Source organism: Opitutus sp. (assembly GCA_024998815.1).
GTDB lineage: Bacteria > Verrucomicrobiota > Verrucomicrobiia > Opitutales > Opitutaceae > Rariglobus.
Map to the genome: position 1 here is coordinate 512,472 of JACEUQ010000003.1, position 16,317 is coordinate 528,788.

The 16,317-nt window shown below is 59.0% G+C and carries 15 protein-coding genes; 8 read left to right on the forward strand and 7 right to left on the reverse strand.

Going from position 1 to position 16,317, the window contains the following annotated elements; all coding sequences use genetic code 11:
- Positions 1-416 precede the first annotated feature (416 nt).
- Both H2170_17250 and H2170_17255 read left to right on the forward strand, forming a co-directional pair.
- A complete protein-coding gene (locus H2170_17250) occupies positions 417-1,490 on the forward strand; it encodes a TIGR02597 family protein (protein ID MCS6301818.1) in 1,074 nt (357 codons plus the stop codon).
- A gap of 14 nt (positions 1,491-1,504) precedes the next feature.
- On the forward strand, positions 1,505-1,855 hold the full coding sequence (locus tag H2170_17255; GenBank protein MCS6301819.1) for a hypothetical protein: 351 nt from the start codon (positions 1,505-1,507) through the stop codon (positions 1,853-1,855).
- A 2-nt stretch (positions 1,856-1,857) separates the two neighbouring features.
- On the opposite strand, the gene H2170_17260 is transcribed toward H2170_17255, so the two are convergent.
- Entirely contained in the window at positions 1,858-3,096 is a 1,239-nt protein-coding gene (locus H2170_17260) for a transposase (protein MCS6301820.1), read from the reverse strand.
- Between the two features lie 354 nt (positions 3,097-3,450).
- Between H2170_17260 and H2170_17265 the strand changes: the two genes are divergently transcribed.
- Complete coding sequence (locus H2170_17265) at positions 3,451-3,576, forward strand: PEP-CTERM sorting domain-containing protein (protein MCS6301821.1); 126 nt, start codon at positions 3,451-3,453, stop codon at positions 3,574-3,576.
- A 72-nt stretch (positions 3,577-3,648) separates the two neighbouring features.
- Positions 3,649-5,322: a tetratricopeptide repeat protein gene (locus H2170_17270; GenBank protein ID MCS6301822.1), complete on the forward strand. Its 1,674-nt coding sequence runs from the start codon at positions 3,649-3,651 to the stop codon at positions 5,320-5,322.
- A 128-nt stretch (positions 5,323-5,450) separates the two neighbouring features.
- On the opposite strand, the gene H2170_17275 is transcribed toward H2170_17270, so the two are convergent.
- The 6 genes from H2170_17275 to H2170_17300 form a co-directional block, all read right to left on the reverse strand.
- Complete coding sequence (locus H2170_17275) at positions 5,451-6,449, reverse strand: Gfo/Idh/MocA family oxidoreductase (GenBank protein ID MCS6301823.1); 999 nt, start codon at positions 6,447-6,449, stop codon at positions 5,451-5,453.
- Positions 6,450-6,807: 358 nt separating this feature from the next.
- Positions 6,808-7,464, reverse strand: a complete 657-nt coding sequence (locus H2170_17280) for an ABC transporter ATP-binding protein (GenBank protein ID MCS6301824.1) — start codon at positions 7,462-7,464, stop codon at positions 6,808-6,810.
- A gap of 217 nt (positions 7,465-7,681) precedes the next feature.
- The gene (locus H2170_17285; GenBank protein ID MCS6301825.1) at positions 7,682-8,917 is read right to left on the reverse strand and encodes an ABC transporter permease; all 1,236 of its coding nucleotides are present in this window, start codon (positions 8,915-8,917) and stop codon (positions 7,682-7,684) included.
- Between the two features lie 259 nt (positions 8,918-9,176).
- Positions 9,177-10,652, reverse strand: coding sequence for a lysine--tRNA ligase (gene lysS / locus H2170_17290; GenBank protein ID MCS6301826.1), 1,476 nt, complete (start codon positions 10,650-10,652; stop codon positions 9,177-9,179).
- A 264-nt stretch (positions 10,653-10,916) separates the two neighbouring features.
- Positions 10,917-11,183: a hypothetical protein gene (locus H2170_17295; GenBank protein MCS6301827.1), complete on the reverse strand. Its 267-nt coding sequence runs from the start codon at positions 11,181-11,183 to the stop codon at positions 10,917-10,919.
- A gap of 98 nt (positions 11,184-11,281) precedes the next feature.
- Complete coding sequence (locus H2170_17300) at positions 11,282-11,500, reverse strand: hypothetical protein (protein MCS6301828.1); 219 nt, start codon at positions 11,498-11,500, stop codon at positions 11,282-11,284.
- 205 nt (positions 11,501-11,705) lie between these two features.
- Here H2170_17300 and lipB point away from each other — a divergent pair, with 205 nt between their 5' ends.
- From lipB to glgA, 4 genes are all read left to right on the forward strand, one after another.
- Positions 11,706-12,446, forward strand: a complete 741-nt coding sequence (gene lipB, locus H2170_17305; GenBank protein ID MCS6301829.1) for a lipoyl(octanoyl) transferase LipB — start codon at positions 11,706-11,708, stop codon at positions 12,444-12,446.
- A gap of 219 nt (positions 12,447-12,665) precedes the next feature.
- Positions 12,666-13,565: a lipoyl synthase gene (gene lipA, locus H2170_17310; protein MCS6301830.1), complete on the forward strand. Its 900-nt coding sequence runs from the start codon at positions 12,666-12,668 to the stop codon at positions 13,563-13,565.
- 299 nt (positions 13,566-13,864) lie between these two features.
- On the forward strand, positions 13,865-14,248 hold the full coding sequence (raiA, locus tag H2170_17315; GenBank protein MCS6301831.1) for a ribosome-associated translation inhibitor RaiA: 384 nt from the start codon (positions 13,865-13,867) through the stop codon (positions 14,246-14,248).
- Positions 14,249-14,395: 147 nt separating this feature from the next.
- A complete protein-coding gene (gene glgA, locus H2170_17320) occupies positions 14,396-15,877 on the forward strand; it encodes a glycogen synthase GlgA (GenBank protein MCS6301832.1) in 1,482 nt (493 codons plus the stop codon).
- Positions 15,878-16,317 lie beyond the last annotated feature (440 nt).

The window sequence follows — 16,317 nt, forward strand, 5'->3', positions numbered from 1 at the left end:
CGAAGCTCAACACACGTGTTTCGGAGCTTCAGCCCACACGCATCACTCGTCGTTTTTAACGGGAACACCGGAATCAGCATTTTTAACCACAAAATACGCAAAAAATCGCGAAATTGATGATGTCGGAGGTCAGGCGGCTCGATTTTTGCGTGATTTCGCGCTTTTTGCGGTTATCGGCGATCAACAGGAAGGATTCCCCCCAGAAGGAGACTGAGGAGTTTTACCCAGATTTTACCCTTCTCGACTGGACGCCGGAGAAATCCCGATTAGTTCTCATGGTCCGGTATTACCCTCTTCGACCGCTTTTACCCTGCAATTTCAAAAAACCGTTTCAGTTTGCGCTAGCCCTCGAAATCATTGGGATTGACGAAGACTTCCCTTCACGGCCCTAACAACAGTTGCAAATTTTATCCTGTATGAACTCTGCCCCTAAGTTCAGCTACGCTCGAGTAACCGCCCTCTGCGCCACCCTCGGTTTTGCCTCCCTCGCCTCCGCTCAAACCACCACCGTCACGACCGTGCCGGTCGGGGCGATCACCGTTAGTGTTAATGCAAAATCGGATCAACGATTCGGCATAACTCAGCTTCGTCCAGTTCTTTGCGCCGGCATTGTGAATAACTCGCCGACGACATCAATATCGACGTCCAGTCCGATCCCATCACTTGGATCTTCGCAAAATTTTATACGGTTCACTTCAGGAACTGCGCAAGGAGAGTGGTTCCAAGTTGTAAGCTACACAGGAAATTCGATTTCAGTCGCAGAAAACCTTCAGTCTTTTGGCGTTCTCGCTGGGGATAAGTTTGAAGTTCGTCCCTTTTGGACGCTTTCGAGTTTGTTTCCGGGAGGCGGCGGCATTCCCCTATCCTCTGATGTTTTTAACCCTAAGGGCCTTGTGTTTCTCAATGACCCCCAGTCAACCGGCATAAACCCATCTGCTTCAGCTGTTTATTTTTATCATGACGGCACCCAAGGCCCTGCCGGATGGTATAATAACAACGGCACGTTTGCCAATGCCGATAACGTAGTGATCCCCCACGAATGCCCTGTTACTATTCGGAATATGATAAGCCAGCCGATTTCGGCTTCAATCGTCGGCGATGTTCCATCTGTTTGCGTATCTAACACGGTCATTGCCCGTTCCGCTGGGGCACAGGATAATGTGATATACAATCCATACCCCTGCGCAATAACGCTATCGAATTCCAACCTAATCTCAAGCCAGGCTGTTCGTGCATCATCCAATGTATTTAGCCCGAAAGATCTAGTCCTAGTATACTCAAGCTCAAGCACAGGATATAATTCATCTGCGGCATCAATATACTTCTATCATGATGGATCACAGGGGCCCGCCGGTTGGTATAACAACAATGGGACTTTTGCCTCGGCAGACTCAGTTCAGCTTCAACCCGGAGCAGCTTTCACCATACGAAAAGCTGGCGGTGCCAGCGCATCAAACGAATGGAAGCCTAGTTTGCCATACAACCTTTAAACCCACTACTATATATGAATTACCGCAATTGCGTCCTTATCGCAGTCACCTCGTTGCTTTCTGCAACATTTGCATGCGCCAATGTCACATTCACTGGGATTACATTATTTAACGCGACGGGACTCGCTGCTGGCGAGGTCGGCGTATTGCTGGTCGACAATAATAACTCCGGGTTCTCAAGTATATCGATCCAGTCCGGCAGTTCACTGAACTCATCGGCCACTTACGGCGGGTTCAGCGCACTAACCTCGAATACTGTTATTACTGCACTCGGCAATACGAGTCTTTCGCTTCCTCTTTCTGATTACAGCCTACCAATCGAAGTGAATGCTGGTTCGAAATTTGCAACGGTGTCCAAGTTTTAGATCTATGGGTTGGCATAGAGCAGTTTAAGTTGCGGCAGCAGAGCTGAAATAGGGCAAGAAGAGAACCAATGTGAGCGCAACCAGCGGAGAAGTTTCACACTGCGCTGAAGCGGTCGCAATACGGTTGTGAGTAAGGAGCAAAGAAGCCGGTCATTTTTTTTGGCGGTCGCGATTTGGTCGTCTAATCGTTTTTGTTGCCGACGGAGGCCCGCCTCATTTTTGATTTGATAATCTCGTTCTAATTTTTGCTCAAACAGGACCAGTAGGTTATGGGTTAGGCAAAGAAAATGGGCCTGTATTTGCTTGGCGGTTGAGCTCGACGCCCACGCCTTGGATTCCTCCAGCTTGTTTTTAAATTGATCGAAAACCTTTTCAATCTCCCAGCGTTTTTTATAAAGCCAGGCGAGAAGCCCTGGCGGTAAGTCAAAAACGCTGGTGATGAACTCATACACCTCACCACTGACTGGATCGCGGTATCGTATTAAGCGCACACGCACCTGATGGGCGGCGATGACTATTTCATCCGCTATGACGCCATGATTAATGGGATCAGCACGATCAAACAACTTCGAAGCGAAGGGCTCAAACAGGAGATTTTCTTTGGTGCGTGAAAGAAAATAGACGCCGGCAGTTTGCTTCCAGTTATGCCAGAGAGGAAAATCAAGGCCTGCGCGATCCCAGATCCAAAGAACTTTCTTGCCGGTCGGCTCCCCCATACGCAAAGCATTAGAGCCGAGTCGCTTGATCACGCTCATATCGTGTTCTTTTTTGCCCTCAGTGAGTGCAAGATGTTGCATGGCATGAGTTCGAATATTAAGGGCATATAAATGTCCTACCGGCCAACGGCGTTCATCAATTTTCTGATCGTGCGAAGCCGCCCCATGCCAATGACCGTCGCCGGCATAGAGGGCATAATTATCAACGGCAGCGGGCAGTTCGGTAAAGTTTTCGAGCAGGGCGGTGGCCTGCACCGAAACATCCATTAATAAAGCCAACCTGCGTTCGCTTTTCAGTACTTCAAAGAAGTGCCCCGTAGCGGGACAAGACTCGAACAAGGAACCGACTTGTTGAAGAAAACCGCGACCGCTTCGAGGATCCGATAGAGCTCTGGTAATACCAAGCCGAAGGAATGCATCGTCAGTCAATTCCGGGCATTGACGCGCGTACCTAGAAGCGGACGCGAGTCCGGTAAGCGGCCCGAAAAATACTTCGTTTAAAGCGAGGGGATGAAGTGTAGCCATGAGGCCCAAAAAAATTTTTACATGTGCCTCGTAAAGCCTTATATTGAAGTATTTTAAGGCCAATTAACACCCGCCGCAACACACGTAATTGGCATGGCTCGACCCCCAGTCCGTGCTGGTTCGCGACGGCCCCAAAGGGGCGCTTCCGAGCGCTGTGTGACGCCCCCCTGCACAGAAAATACTTCAAAACTTGGACACCGTTGGAAATTTGGTGTTATCGTTTTTGCCTCATCAACCATCTCTGCTATTGGCGGAGATACATATAAGATATGGACCGATTCTAGTTGGGTGGTCCCCGCTGATGGCTCGACGAAGAACTTTGTAAGCATTCCTGCTACTGGTTTTTTCACCACTTTGTCATCGGCATCGACGTTTAATGGCACCGTCTCCGCCGTCCCCGAGCCGGCCACCTATACGGCCTTTTTTGGCCTTAGTGTGCTCGGGCTTGCGGTTTACCGCCGGCGCCGGACGGTTGCCTGATCCGACCCTCCATCACCTGATTTAGATGGCCCGCCCGTTCTGGGCGGGCTTTTTTGTTAACGCCGCCGCCTCATGGAAACACCCCCGCTCCCCATCGGCCCCAATACGTCCAAGGTTTCGCCGGATGCTTGCGAAATCGTCACGCCCTTTAACCTCGGCCGATTCGCTCCGTATCAACTGGAGAAAACCCAGTACGCCACCGCCATCCGCCTGTTTTGGGGGCGGCTTACGCTTTGGCTGGTGCTTCTCTTCTGCGTCGCCTGGACCACCGTGGCCTCCGGCTTGTTTGTTTTTATCAAATACCGGCGCGGGTTTTCGGAGGTTCAATATTCCCATATCATCCTTTTGCCGTGGAAATTGGACGCTTACCGGCACGCCAAGGGTGAGTTTTTGATCAAACAGGGGCTGGCTCAGGCGGAAAGCCAGGAGTGGCGAGCCGCCTTTGATTTGTTGCGGCCCGGTCTGTTGGCCGTGCCCAACCACCTGCAGGCACGGTTGATGGTGGCGCGGATTTATCTGATGGCCGGCCGCCCGGATATTACCCGCACCACGCTGCTCGACGGACTGCCGATTCATGGCGACCAGGTCGATTATCTGCGCGAAGTGCTCGGCTACTTTTTTGGACTGCAGGCCGATTCGACGGTCATCACCGTAACCCAGGAACTGCAGAAGCGCCTCGATCCGCAACTGCCTGCCTGGCTTATGGGTTCCACAGCGCTCGCCTACGCTTACTTTAACCGGGGGCACTACGCCGAGGCCGCTGCGGTGTTGGCCAAGTCACGCCTGCTGGGCACGCCCGAAGGTCGCTTTGTGACGGCGCGGATTGCTTGGGAAAAGGGTCAACGTGCGGAGGCGTTGGCGCAGTTGCGCGAACTGACGATTCAGGTGCCGACGGATTCCGAGATCTACCGCACGTTCGTTTATTATCTGGGCGAGGAAAAACGCTGGGGCGAGGTGCGGCGGGCAAGCTGGTTGCGGCAGCTCGCGTTGCCCGACCAACCGGCGGCGTATGTGGACTTTATCAAAGCCTGCGGCGAGGAAGGCGACACGGCGCGGCGATTGGAGGCGGAGGCGGCGTTTTATGAGCGGTTTAAGGACAACACCCAGGCGCTGCTCATGCTCGCGGAGGCGGCGGCGCAAAAGGGTCGGCTCGACATCACCCAGCGGGTAGCGGAGCGGTGCCGGGAATTGAAGCGCGACGAAGTCGACGCGGTGTTGCTGGTGCTGCGGGCGCAGCTCGAGACGCGCGCGTATCAGGCGGTGATCGAGCAGTGCATCGATCTGGGGGCGGCGGTGTTGAAATGGCCGGAGCGACAGCGGTTGGTGCTCGGCGGGCTGCGGGCGGTGGCGTTGTATGGGCAGAACCAGGAGGCGGAGGCCGAGCCGTTGGTGCGGCGGTTGTGGGAAACCCGCGTTTTGCCGGCGCAAGTGCTGGCGGCGTTGGCTTTGCAGGTGGAGCGCGTCGGCCACGGGCGTGAGGCGCGGCGGATTCTGCGGCAGGCGGTGGCGGTTGATCCGCTCAATCAACCGGCGCTGGTCGCCTTGTTACGCAGCTCATTAAAGGATGAAGAGTTGCAGGATGCGCCGGCGTTGATCGAGCGGCTGCTGACGATGCGGAACCCACCGAAGGAATTATTGGAGGAGTTGAGCCGAGGGCTGGGATCGGACCGGTACCTGTTACTGCCCGAGCGGATCGGAATACAGGTGGCGATCGCGGAGCATTTGCGCGAGCTGAAGCGGAGGTGAGCTGGGAGCTAAGAGCTTGGAGCTAAGAGCTAAGAGCTTGGAGCGAATGCAGCGGAAGCCGAGGTTAGCGTAGCTCCGCTCTAAGCTCCTAGCTCATAGCTCCCAGCTCCCAGCTCCTAGCTCCTAGCTCATTTCTGCGCGGCTTTGATTTGCGCGGTGATTTGGAGCGCCACTTCGAGGGCGGTCTTGGCCAGGGCCGCGCCGACCTTGGGCTGGGTGCTCGCCGCCACGCTTTCGGTGAAATGCAGCAGCTCCAGCTTCAGCGGCTCGTCCTTTTCGATCGGGATGTCCTGCACCGGGATCGAGCTGGCGTCGCCGGCTTTGGCCAGACCCACCTTGAGCTTCACCCCGTAGGCGATCAGGTCGTTCTTTTTCACCAGGTGGCCCTTCTGGTTCATGAAATCGAGCGAGAGGTAGGCGTTGTCCTGGAAAATGCGGATTTCGCGGTTCTTCTTCAGGCTCATGCGGCTGGCGCTCAGGTTGGCCACACAGCCGCTCTCGAACTCGATGCGGGCGTTGGCAATATCCTCGGTCTTCGACAAAACGCTGATGCCCACGCTGTCGATTTTGCGGATGGGGGATTTGGCCAGGGCGAGCACGATGCCGATGTCGTGGATCATCAAATCAAGGACCACGCCGACCTCGGTGCCGCGCGGGGTATAGGGGGCGAGGCGCTCGGCGGTGATGTAACCGGGGCGGTCGATGTGTTTCTCCATGAAACTCATGACCGGGTTAAAGTGTTCGATGTGGCCGACTTGAACGATGCAGTCGTTGGCCTTGGCGGCGGCGAGCACGCGCTCGGCCTCTTCCAGGGTGGCGGTGATGGGTTTTTCGATGAGTAGGTGGCACTTTTGCTCCAGCAGGGGGATGGCGACCTCGGCGTGTTTGTCGGTGGGAACGACCACGGAGACGGCGTCACAGGCGGCACCGAGTTCGGCGATGGAGGCGAAGCGGTGACAGTTGTACTTGGCGCAGATCTCCTTGGCGCGTTCGTCGCTGGACTCGTAGATGCCCATGAACTCGACGTTGGGGAGCGTGGAGTAGATGCGCGCGTGGTGCTGGCCGAGCGAGCCGACGCCGATGACGCCGCACTTAACCTTGGGTTTGGAGGAGGAGAAAAAGCTCATGGGATTAGGGAGAAAGGGGAGTCAGTGAAATCGATTTTTTAAGATAAGACCAAGGCAGTTTAGCCGCGAAAGATCGCAAAGATCGCAAAGAACAATCCCTGTATTTCTATAAGCTCTCCGCAGTCTTTCGCTGCTAAAAGGTTGGATGCGTTTCGTTGATTTCGGATTCAAGCCGTTAACCACTGATGATCACTGATGGGCACTGATAAAACCGTAGCGGATAAAACCAAGGCAGTTTGGCCGCAAAAGAACGCAAGGAGCGCAAAGAACAAGCCCTGTATGTCTATGCGTTCTCTGCGTTCTTTCGCGGCTAAAAGGTTTGATGGCTTTCGTTGGTTAAAAACTCGATTCGGTCCGTTCATCGCAGCGCCCCTTCGTGCATGAACAGGGCCCGCGCGGTGCGGGCGGCGTGGGCGGCGTTGTGGGTGACCAAAACGAGCGCGATTCGCCGTTCGGCGCACAGGCCGAGGAGTAGGTCGATGATCGCGTCGCCGGTTTTTTCGTCGAGGTTGCCGGTCGGTTCGTCGGCCAGAATCAGGCGCGGGGCGTTCATCAAGGCGCGGGCCACGGCCACGCGTTGACGTTCACCTCCAGAGAGTTGCGAGGGCAGGTGGTGGGCGCGTTCGGCCAGGCCGACGCGGGCCAACAACTCGCGGGCGTGGGCTTTTTCGGCGGCTCCGACTTTGCCGGCGACACGGGCTGCCATGAGGACGTTCCCCAGCGCATCGAGCTCGGGGATCAGGTAAAACGACTGAAACACCATGCCCAAAAACCGCGCCCGGCGGACCGCGCCGGTGTCGGTCGAGCCGGCCCAGGTCACGGCGCCGGTGTCGGGCGCGTCGAGACCGGCGAGCAGGTGGAGCAGGGTGGACTTGCCCGAGCCGGATTCACCGCGGATGGACACGCTCTCGCCGTCGCAGACGGACAGGCTCACGCCGCGCAGGACGTCGAGGCGACGCTCGCCGCTGAGGTAGGTTTTGGTGAGGCCGGAGGCTTCGAGGAGGGGGTTACTCATGAGCTAGTAGGCAGTAACATGAAACTTGCCGCATGAAACCAAGGCACTTTGGCCGCAAAAGAACGCAAGGAGCGCAAAGAACAAACCCTGTAGCTCCATGCGGAGTTTTAACGCTAAGATCGCAAAGGACGCTAAGGAGTCGGGCCTAGGTTCGGCCCTTTGCGGCCTTAGCGAACTTTGCGTTAAAATTCCGATCCGGTAGTCTGCGCTGCTTGAATCATTCATTGCGCAGGGCCTCCACGGGTTTGAGGCGCGAGGCGCGCCAGGCGGGGAAAATGCCCGCGATGGTCGAAATCACGATCGTGCCGACGATGATCACGACGAGGTCGGAGGATTCCATGTGGGCGGGGACTTTGCTGAATTGGTAAAACCGCTCCAGCGTCTCCTGGCTGCCGGTGAGTTTGGTGAAGAGCAGCAGGAGTTCGTTGCGCACTTGCAGAAACCCAAAACCGAGCGCCAAGCCGCCGGCGGTGCCGATCAGGCCGATGAGAAATCCCTGCACGCAGAAGCAGGCGGCGATTTCGCGGGGGCGGCCGCCTAGCGCGCCGAGCAGGCCGATCTCACGGGTCTTGCGCACCACGGTGGTTAACAGCGAGCTCATGATCGAGAACGAGGCGACCAGGATGATGAACAGCAGGAGGATCGAGACTAAGTTTTTCTCCATCTGCAGGACGAAGAGGAACTCGCTGTTGGCCTCGATCCAGGAGCGGGCAATGGTCTCGGGCTGCTGGGGCAGCACGGCGTTGATGCGCTTGGCCATGACGTCGGCGTCGAGGTTTTGGGCGATTCTGACGTTGAGGCCGTGGGCCGAGCCGCCGAGGCCGTAGAGGTCCTGCATGCGGCGCAGCGTGACCAGCACGGTGTTGCTATCGAGCTGCTGGTGGCCGATCTCGAAAACGCCCACCACGACGAGTTCGCGGGGGAGGAACACCTCGTCGTTTTTGAGCCGCTCGATGAGCAGCGGGGAGGAGATCGTGACTTTGCTTCCGATCTGCACGCCCAGGGAATAGGCGAGCTGGGAGCTGAGGATGACGGTGTCGTCGTCGAGTTCGTCGAGCGAGCCGACGCGGATAAAGCGGTTGAGCGGGATGACGGTGTTGACCCGATTGACGTCGATGCCCTGGAGAACCGGAAAGGCGGGTTTGCGCCCGTATTCGAGCATGCCCACGCCCTCGGCAAACGGGGTGACGCCGAGCACGCCGGGGACCTTGGCGACGGTTTTGATGAGCGACTCGGGCTGCTCGATCAGGGCGCGGGCGCGAATCTGCACATCGCCCTGGGTGTCGATGATCATGCGGCGGATTTCGTAGCCGAAACCGCCCATGACGCTGTTGGTCACGACGAGGGTGGCTACGCCCAGGGCCACGCCGAGAATCGAAATCGCCGTGAAAAACGACAGCCGCTTACCGCTTGGGAAGAGCTGCTTGAGGGCGAGATAGAGGTACCAGGGCATCGGGGGGCGGACGGCAGAGATCAGCGGTCAGAGTTCAGAGGTCGGAGGGCGGAGGGCGGAAAGTTACACAGAGGGCACGAGAGGGGGAGGCGGAGAACGTTCAACATCCAACATTGAACATCCAACGTTCAACTCGGAGGGCGGAGGGGTTGGGGCGGGCTGTTGAATGTTGGATGTTCAATGTTGAGTGTTGAACGTTGTTCAGGTCTCCGTGGCCTCTGTGTATCCTCGTGTGCCCTCTGTGTAACTGCTCGGCTGCTCAGCTTCCCGGGCGCAGTTGCGGGAAGAGGATCACGTCGCGGATGCTCTCGGCGCCGGTGAGCAGGATGCACAACCGGTCGATGCCGATTCCCATGCCGCCGGCGGGGGGCATGCCGTGTTCGAGGGCGAGCAGGAAATCGTGGTCGATCTTCTGCTGCTCTTCGCCGGCCTGCGCCTGGAACATGGCGCGCTGCACGTCGGGGTCGTTCTGCTCCGAGTAGGCGGGGGCGACTTCCATGCCGCCGATGATCAGTTCGAACACGTCGATCGTGGTCGGGTCGTCGAGGGTGATCTTGGCCAGCGGGCACAGCTCCTTGGGCAAGTGGGTAACGAAGGTGGGCTGGATCAGCGTCGGCTCGATGAGTTTGCCGAAAATCTCGTTGGTCAACTCGTAGTCGAGCCACTTGGGGTCGGCGTAGAGGCCGAGCTTTTGCACGCCGGCGATTTTTTCTTCTTTGCTGCGGGAGAACCAGTCGGCGTCGCCGGTTTTTTCGACGATGAGGTCCTTGTACTTCACCTCGCGCCAGGTGCCGCCGAAGTCGATTAGCTCGCCGCTGGCGGCGTGTTTGATCTGGGAGACGCCGAGAACGTTTTGGCAGAGCGAGCGCAACAGGTCCTGCACCAGGGTCATCATGCCCCGGTAATCGCTATAAGCCTGGTAAACCTCGAGCATGGTGAACTCGGGGTTGTGGCGGCGCGAGACGCCCTCGTTGCGGAAGTTGCGGCCGATCTCAAACACGCGGTCGTAACCGCCGACGAGCATGCGCTTGAGATAAAGTTCGAGCGAGATGCGCAACACGAAGTCGGCGCCGAGGGCGTTGTGGTGGGTCTGGAACGGGCGGGCGGCGGCACCACCGGCAACAGCCTGCAGCACGGGAGTTTCCACCTCCAGGAACTGGCGGTCTTCGAGGAAGCGGCGGATGTGCGAAACGATTTTCGAGCGCGTGATCAGGCGGTGGCGCGACTCGGTGTTAACGATCAGGTCGAGGTAACGCTGGCGGTAAATCTGCTCGGAATCGGTGAGGCCGCTCCACTTTTCGGGCAGCGGGCGCAGGGCCTTGGAAACGAGGGTGAACGAGTCCACGCGCACGGTGATCTCGCCGGTCTTGGTTTTAAAAAGCGTGCCGGTAACCCCGATGATGTCGCCCAGATCGAGGGACTTTTTGAACACCCCGTAGCGCTCTTCGCCGAGCACGTCGCGGCGGAAGTAGAGCTGAATGGGGCCCTGCTGGTCCTGGATTTTGACGAACGAGCTGCCACCTTGAACGCGGAAGGTAATGAGGCGACCGGCGACGGTTACGGTGACGGTGTTATCCTGTTCCTCGACGTAGAGCGCTTTGGCCTCCTCGGAAAAGTGGGTGGGGGCGACGTTGGCGCGAAACGGGTCGAAGCCAGTGGCGCGCATCTCGGCCAGTTTTTGGCGGCGAACCGCGTGCTGGTCGTTGGAAATATCGGTCAGGGAAGTCTCGCTCATGGAAAAAAGGGAAACCGTGGGCCGCGCCCTAGCGCTGAGCAAATGGAAACTTCGGGGTGGTCCGCGCGGCGTCAGCAACCGCTCCCGCAGGCAGTAACCTTTAAAGCATCGGATTACACCAAGACGGTTTTGCCGCGAAAGAACGCATAGAACGCATAGAAATACAGGGTTTATTCTTTGCGTTCTCTGCGTTCTTTCGCGGCTAAACTGATTTCGATCCTAGGCTTAGAATCTTACAGATTATTTTTTGCGTTAAACCGAAGCTCATTCGATCACATCAAATTCGTTCGTGGTAAGATCAGAGAGCAGAAACGCCAGGTGCTTTTCGAGTTGCTTGCTGAACGCCGGATTTTGGGGGCTGATGTTTTGGCCGACGGGGTCGTTTTTATCGCGGTAGAATAACAGGAACAGGGTCCCGTCCTCCACGCCCAACAGGTACACCACCCGGCGCGGTCCATTCGGGGTGGTGGCATATCCTTTCAGCAGTCGGGTTTTCGCAGGCAGTCCCTTCGCAGCGATGGGTGTTGCCAAGGCAACGCGGGCGGTTCGTAGCAGGGCATTCGTGTCCGCCCGGGGGATTTTAGCGCCAAACTCTTTTTGGCGGATCCGATGGGAGACGACGATGGGCATTATTTCTTCGCCTGTTTCCAGGCTGTGGCGATCGCATCCATCTTCTTTTGGGTGGTGCCATTCACCGGAATTTCCTCGAAGTCGATGGCGGTAACCGTGACGGGGCGAAGGGCGATGATTTGATTGCCGTCAATGATGCCGATTTCTTCGCCCGCCCGGGCGCGGCGCAGCCAGCCCGACAGGTTTTTACGTGCTTGGGTAACAGTCAGGGTCGTCATTGGGACTAAATAGGGACGCATTAGCGTCTCCAGTCAACGGGGTTCGGGTGGTACGAACGCCGGTGGTGCATCTCAGTTTTAAGCACCAAAGTGCTTCACTAGAGGAGCTCGCGACGCTTTGGAGCTCGGGGTTCCTTGCGGTACCCACCCTCCGGTGGTTTTAAATGTTTTCCAATCCCCCGCCCCCCGTCCAACGTTCGGCGGCATGACCGGCCCCACGCTCGCAACCCCTTCGTCCGCCGCCGCGCCCCTGGCCGCCGCCGCCTCTGCGCCTGCCACCGCCAGCTCGCCGGTGGTGCTCGACTGGGGCCGCACCCGCTACGAGGCGGCCTGGCGCGCCCAGGACGAACTGGTGGCCCGCCGCATCGCCGGCGAGATCGGCGACACCTTGGTTTTTACCGAACACGAGCCCGTTTACACCGTGGGCCTGCGCAGTGGTGCGGCTGACCATCTGGTGTGGGCCGCCGAACACCTTGCCCGCGAGGGCATTGAGGTGGTCAAAACCAACCGTGGCGGCGACATCACCTACCACGGGCCCGGCCAGCTGGTGGGTTACCCGATTGTCGATTTGTCGGCACGCAAGGATCTCCACGAGTACCTGCGGCTACTCGAACAGGTGATGATTAACACCGTGGGCGGACTCGGCTTGGTGGCCACGCGCCGCGAGGGTAAAACCGGCATCTGGGTGGGCACGCGCAAAATCGCCGCCATCGGCGTGGCGGTGCGCCGCTGGGTCGCCTACCACGGGTTCGCACTCAACGTGCAACCCAACCTCGCGCACTTTCAGGGGATCGTCCCGTGCGGTATCAGCGCGACCGAGGGCACCGTCACCTCGCTGCACGCCGAACTTGGCCGCGAAGTCGACATGGCAGAAGTCAAAGCGCGGCTGGCGAAGGAGTTTGCGGCGCTCTGGCCCGGGTTCAGCCCGCCTGCCCCAAACCGCTGATAGTTAATAGCGTTCAAGTGAGGTTTACGGCATCCTTGAGCTCACGCTCAAGGCCACACTCCTCACAGCCTCACGCCTCGCGAACACACTCTTCGCGAACACACTCTTCGTGGCCTTGAGCGTGAGCTCAGGGTGTTTACCGCAGCCCCGGCTGGAAAAATTCGCGACCATAAGCGTGCATTGGCGGTTAAAACTGTTTTGAGTGCCGCCTTTCATCCGATGGAAGACACCTCGCGCAAACCCTCTTGGCTTCGTGCCAAACTCCCGACCGGTCCCGGCTACGCCGCCGTGCGCAAGCTCGTTGAGGACACCTCCCTGCACACCGTTTGCCAGAGCGCGCAGTGCCCCAATCTCGGCGAATGCTGGTCGCGCGGCACCGCCACGGTGATGATCCTGGGTAACATCTGCACGCGCTCGTGTAACTTCTGCGCCATCCAGACCGGCCGCCCCACCGAGCTCGACCTCGGCGAGCCCGCCCGCGTGGCCGAGGCCGTCGCCAAGATGAACCTGCGCCACTGCGTCATCACTTCGGTGGCCCGCGATGAGTTAAAAGACGGCGGCGCCGCTGTCTGGGCCGCGACCATCCGCGCGATCAAACACCTTAACCCGAACACCGCCATTGAGGTGCTCACCCCCGACTGGAAGGGCCAGATGGAGCACCTCGACACCGTGCTCGACGCCAAGCCGGACATTTTTAATCACAACTTGGAAACGGTCGAGCGCCTGCAAAAGCCGGTGCGCGTGCAGGCCCGCTACGATCGCTCCCGCTCGGTGCTCCAGCACGCCAAAGCCCGTGGCTTCACCACCAAAACCGGCATCATGCTCGGCCTCGGCGAGCGCGAGGAGGAGATCGAACAAACCCTGCGCGACATCGCGGCCGACAAAACCGACATCCTCACCATCGGCCAGTACCTCCAGCCGACCCCGCAGCACTGGAAAATCGCCCGCTGGGTCCACCCCGACGAGTTTTTGCGCTGGAAGGAATTCGGCCTTTCGATCGGCATCGGCGTAGTGGAGAGCGGCCCGATGGTGCGTTCCAGCTACCACGCCGACGAGCAGTCGAAGAAATACACCGGGGTCGAGCACCTCAACAACGCCAACGCGCTGGCCGGGGCGTAAGGTTTTTGGGGAAAACCCTGCGCTCACGCGCAGGGCCACACGCGCAGGCGACTCCGGATCGTGGCCCTGAGCGTGAGCTCAGGGTCCGCCCCAACCCCTGCGCTCACGCGCAAGGCCACGCGCAGGCAGCTCCGGAACGTGGCCCTGAGCGTGAGCTCAGGGTGCCCCTAGTCGTCGAGCCCCTCGGCGACCACTCATTTTTTTCATGGGCGGGCAAAGATTTAACTTAACCCGAGGCGGAAACGGCCGATGTTTTTATAGACCACAAGAATCCGTGGTTTTGTTAACTTAACCCCGTTATGCCACATATCACCCCTGAAGTTATTGGCGCGAAACTCATCCTTCGCGGAATTCACCTTAATCTTACCGACGCCATGCGCTCGATCATCCACGAAAAAGTGGGTCGGCTGCTGCGTCATGAACCCCGCATCGACCGCGTGCGCATCGATGTCGACCTCGACAAAACCAAGGGCTCCAAAGCCCACTTCGTGGCCAAGGGCCACATCGAGATCAGCGGCCCGGACATGAACGCTTCGGTCGACTCCGACGACGCCTACAAGTCGGTCGATCTGCTCATCGACAAACTCGATGGCCTGCTGCGCAAGCGCCACAGCGAGCTCAAGGAAAAGCGCCATCACCCCCACTCCATCGAACTGGGCGGCGCCCTGCCCAAGGCGGTCTAACACACCGCCAGTTTCCCCCAATGGGGTGAACACCTACTTCGTGTTAAAAAACCCGGCCGTTTGCAGGCCGGGTTTTTTTATGTCCGGAGGGTTTCCCCTGCATAATTCACTCGGCAGGCTCCCTTTTGATCCTTTTGTTTTTCCGTCGTGCGCCCCCTTCGAATCCTATTTGTCACACCCGAAGTTGAACCGTTCGTCAAAGTCGGCGGTCTCGCCGACATGACCGGCGCCTTACCCAAGGAGCTCGCCGCGCTGGGCCACGATGTGCGCATCGTCTGCCCGGCCTACGGCTCGGTAAAGATCCACGGCCCACGCACCGCGCGTCCCGATCCGCTCGGGGTGGATGTGGGCACCGAGGCGCATTGGGCGCGCACCTGGGAAACGACCCTGCCCGGCGGCAAGGTCCCGGTCTACCTGCTCGAGCACGACGGCTTTTTTGCCCGCCACGAGGTCTATTCCGGCCCGTGGGGTTCGCATGCCGACAACGACCTGCGCTACGCCTTCCTGTGTCGCGGCGCACTCGCGCTGTGCCAACAACTCGACTGGATCCCCGACGTGGTCCACGGCCACGATTGGACCACCGGCCTGTTGCCCGTCTACCTCAACACCACGCTCAAGGATACGCCGCTGGGACGCGTGGCCTCGGTTTTCACCATCCACAATTTGGAACACCAGGGCTACGCCGACCGCCGAGTGCTCGACTTCGCCCGCCTGCCCGCCTCCGAGTTCCGCGCCGACAGCGTCGAGTCCACCGGAGCGGTTAACATGTTAAAGGCCGGCCTGTACCACTCGACCAAACTCACCACGGTGAGCCCGACCTACGCCGAAGAGATCAAGACGCCCGCCGGCGGCTGGGGCCTGGATGCCGTGTTGCGTTACCGTGCTGGCGACCTGGTCGGCATCCTCAACGGCATCGACACGGGCGCCTGGAACCCGGCGACCGACAAGTTCATCCCCGCGCACTACAGCGCCGAAAACCTCGCGGGCAAAGCGGCGTGCAAAGCCGCGTTGCAGGCCAAGCTCGGGCTGGCGATCGACCCGCACATCGCGGTGTTCGGCGTGGTCGCGCGCTTCGCCAACCAAAAGGGCCTGGACCTGCTGGCCGAGGCGCTGCCGCACATCGCCGACCGCATGCACGTGCAATTTGCCATCCTCGGCGCCGGTGATCCCGGGCTGGAACACACCTTCCGCTGGGCCGCCAAGCAGTATCCGGGAAAAGTGGGCGTTTACATCGGCTACGACAACGAGCTCTCGCACCTGATTCAAGCGGGCGCCGACTGCTTCGTCATGCCCAGCCGCGCCGAACCCTGCGGCTTAACCCAGATGTATGCGATGCGCTATGGCACCGTACCGCTGGCCCGCGCCACGGGCGGCTTGATCGACACCGTCGAGCAGTACGTCGAAGGCACGAACAAGGGCACCGGCTTCCTCTTTAGCGACGCCACCGCCCCCGCGCTCTACAACACCGTGGGCTGGGCCTGCGCGACCTATTACGACAAGCCCCAGGAGTTCGCCCAGCTGCGCCGCAACGGCATGGCGCAAGACTTCAGCTGGAAAACCAACGCCGGTCGCTACGTCGAAATCTACCGCTGGGCCGCCGAGCAGCGCACCGGCGAAAAGCTGGTTTGAGGCGAAGCCTCCGCTCAAGATGAGCTTAACAAATAGGGTCGTGGAGAGCCGAACCCTTTAGGCAAACACCTTGAGCTCACGCTCAAGGCCACGTCCGGACTCGTTTCCTTGTGGCCTTGCGCGTGAGCGCAGGGTGTTTTGAAAATCCTTGAGCTCACGCTCAAGGCCACGTCCGGACCCGTTTCCTTGTGGCCTTGCGCGTGAGCGCAGGGTGTTTTGAAAATCCTTGAGCTCACGCTCAAGGCCACGAGGAGCGTGTTCAGGAAGCGTGTGGCAAACCCCCTGAGCTCACGCTCAGGACCACGGGGAGTGTGTCCAGGACGGGTGTGGCCTTGAGCGTGAGCTCAAGGATTCCGCAAATCTCAACTTGAACGTGAAGTAGCCCGAGACGGAATCCTCCACGAAAAAGCCCAAGGCGAACGGCCTTGGGCTTTTTTGTT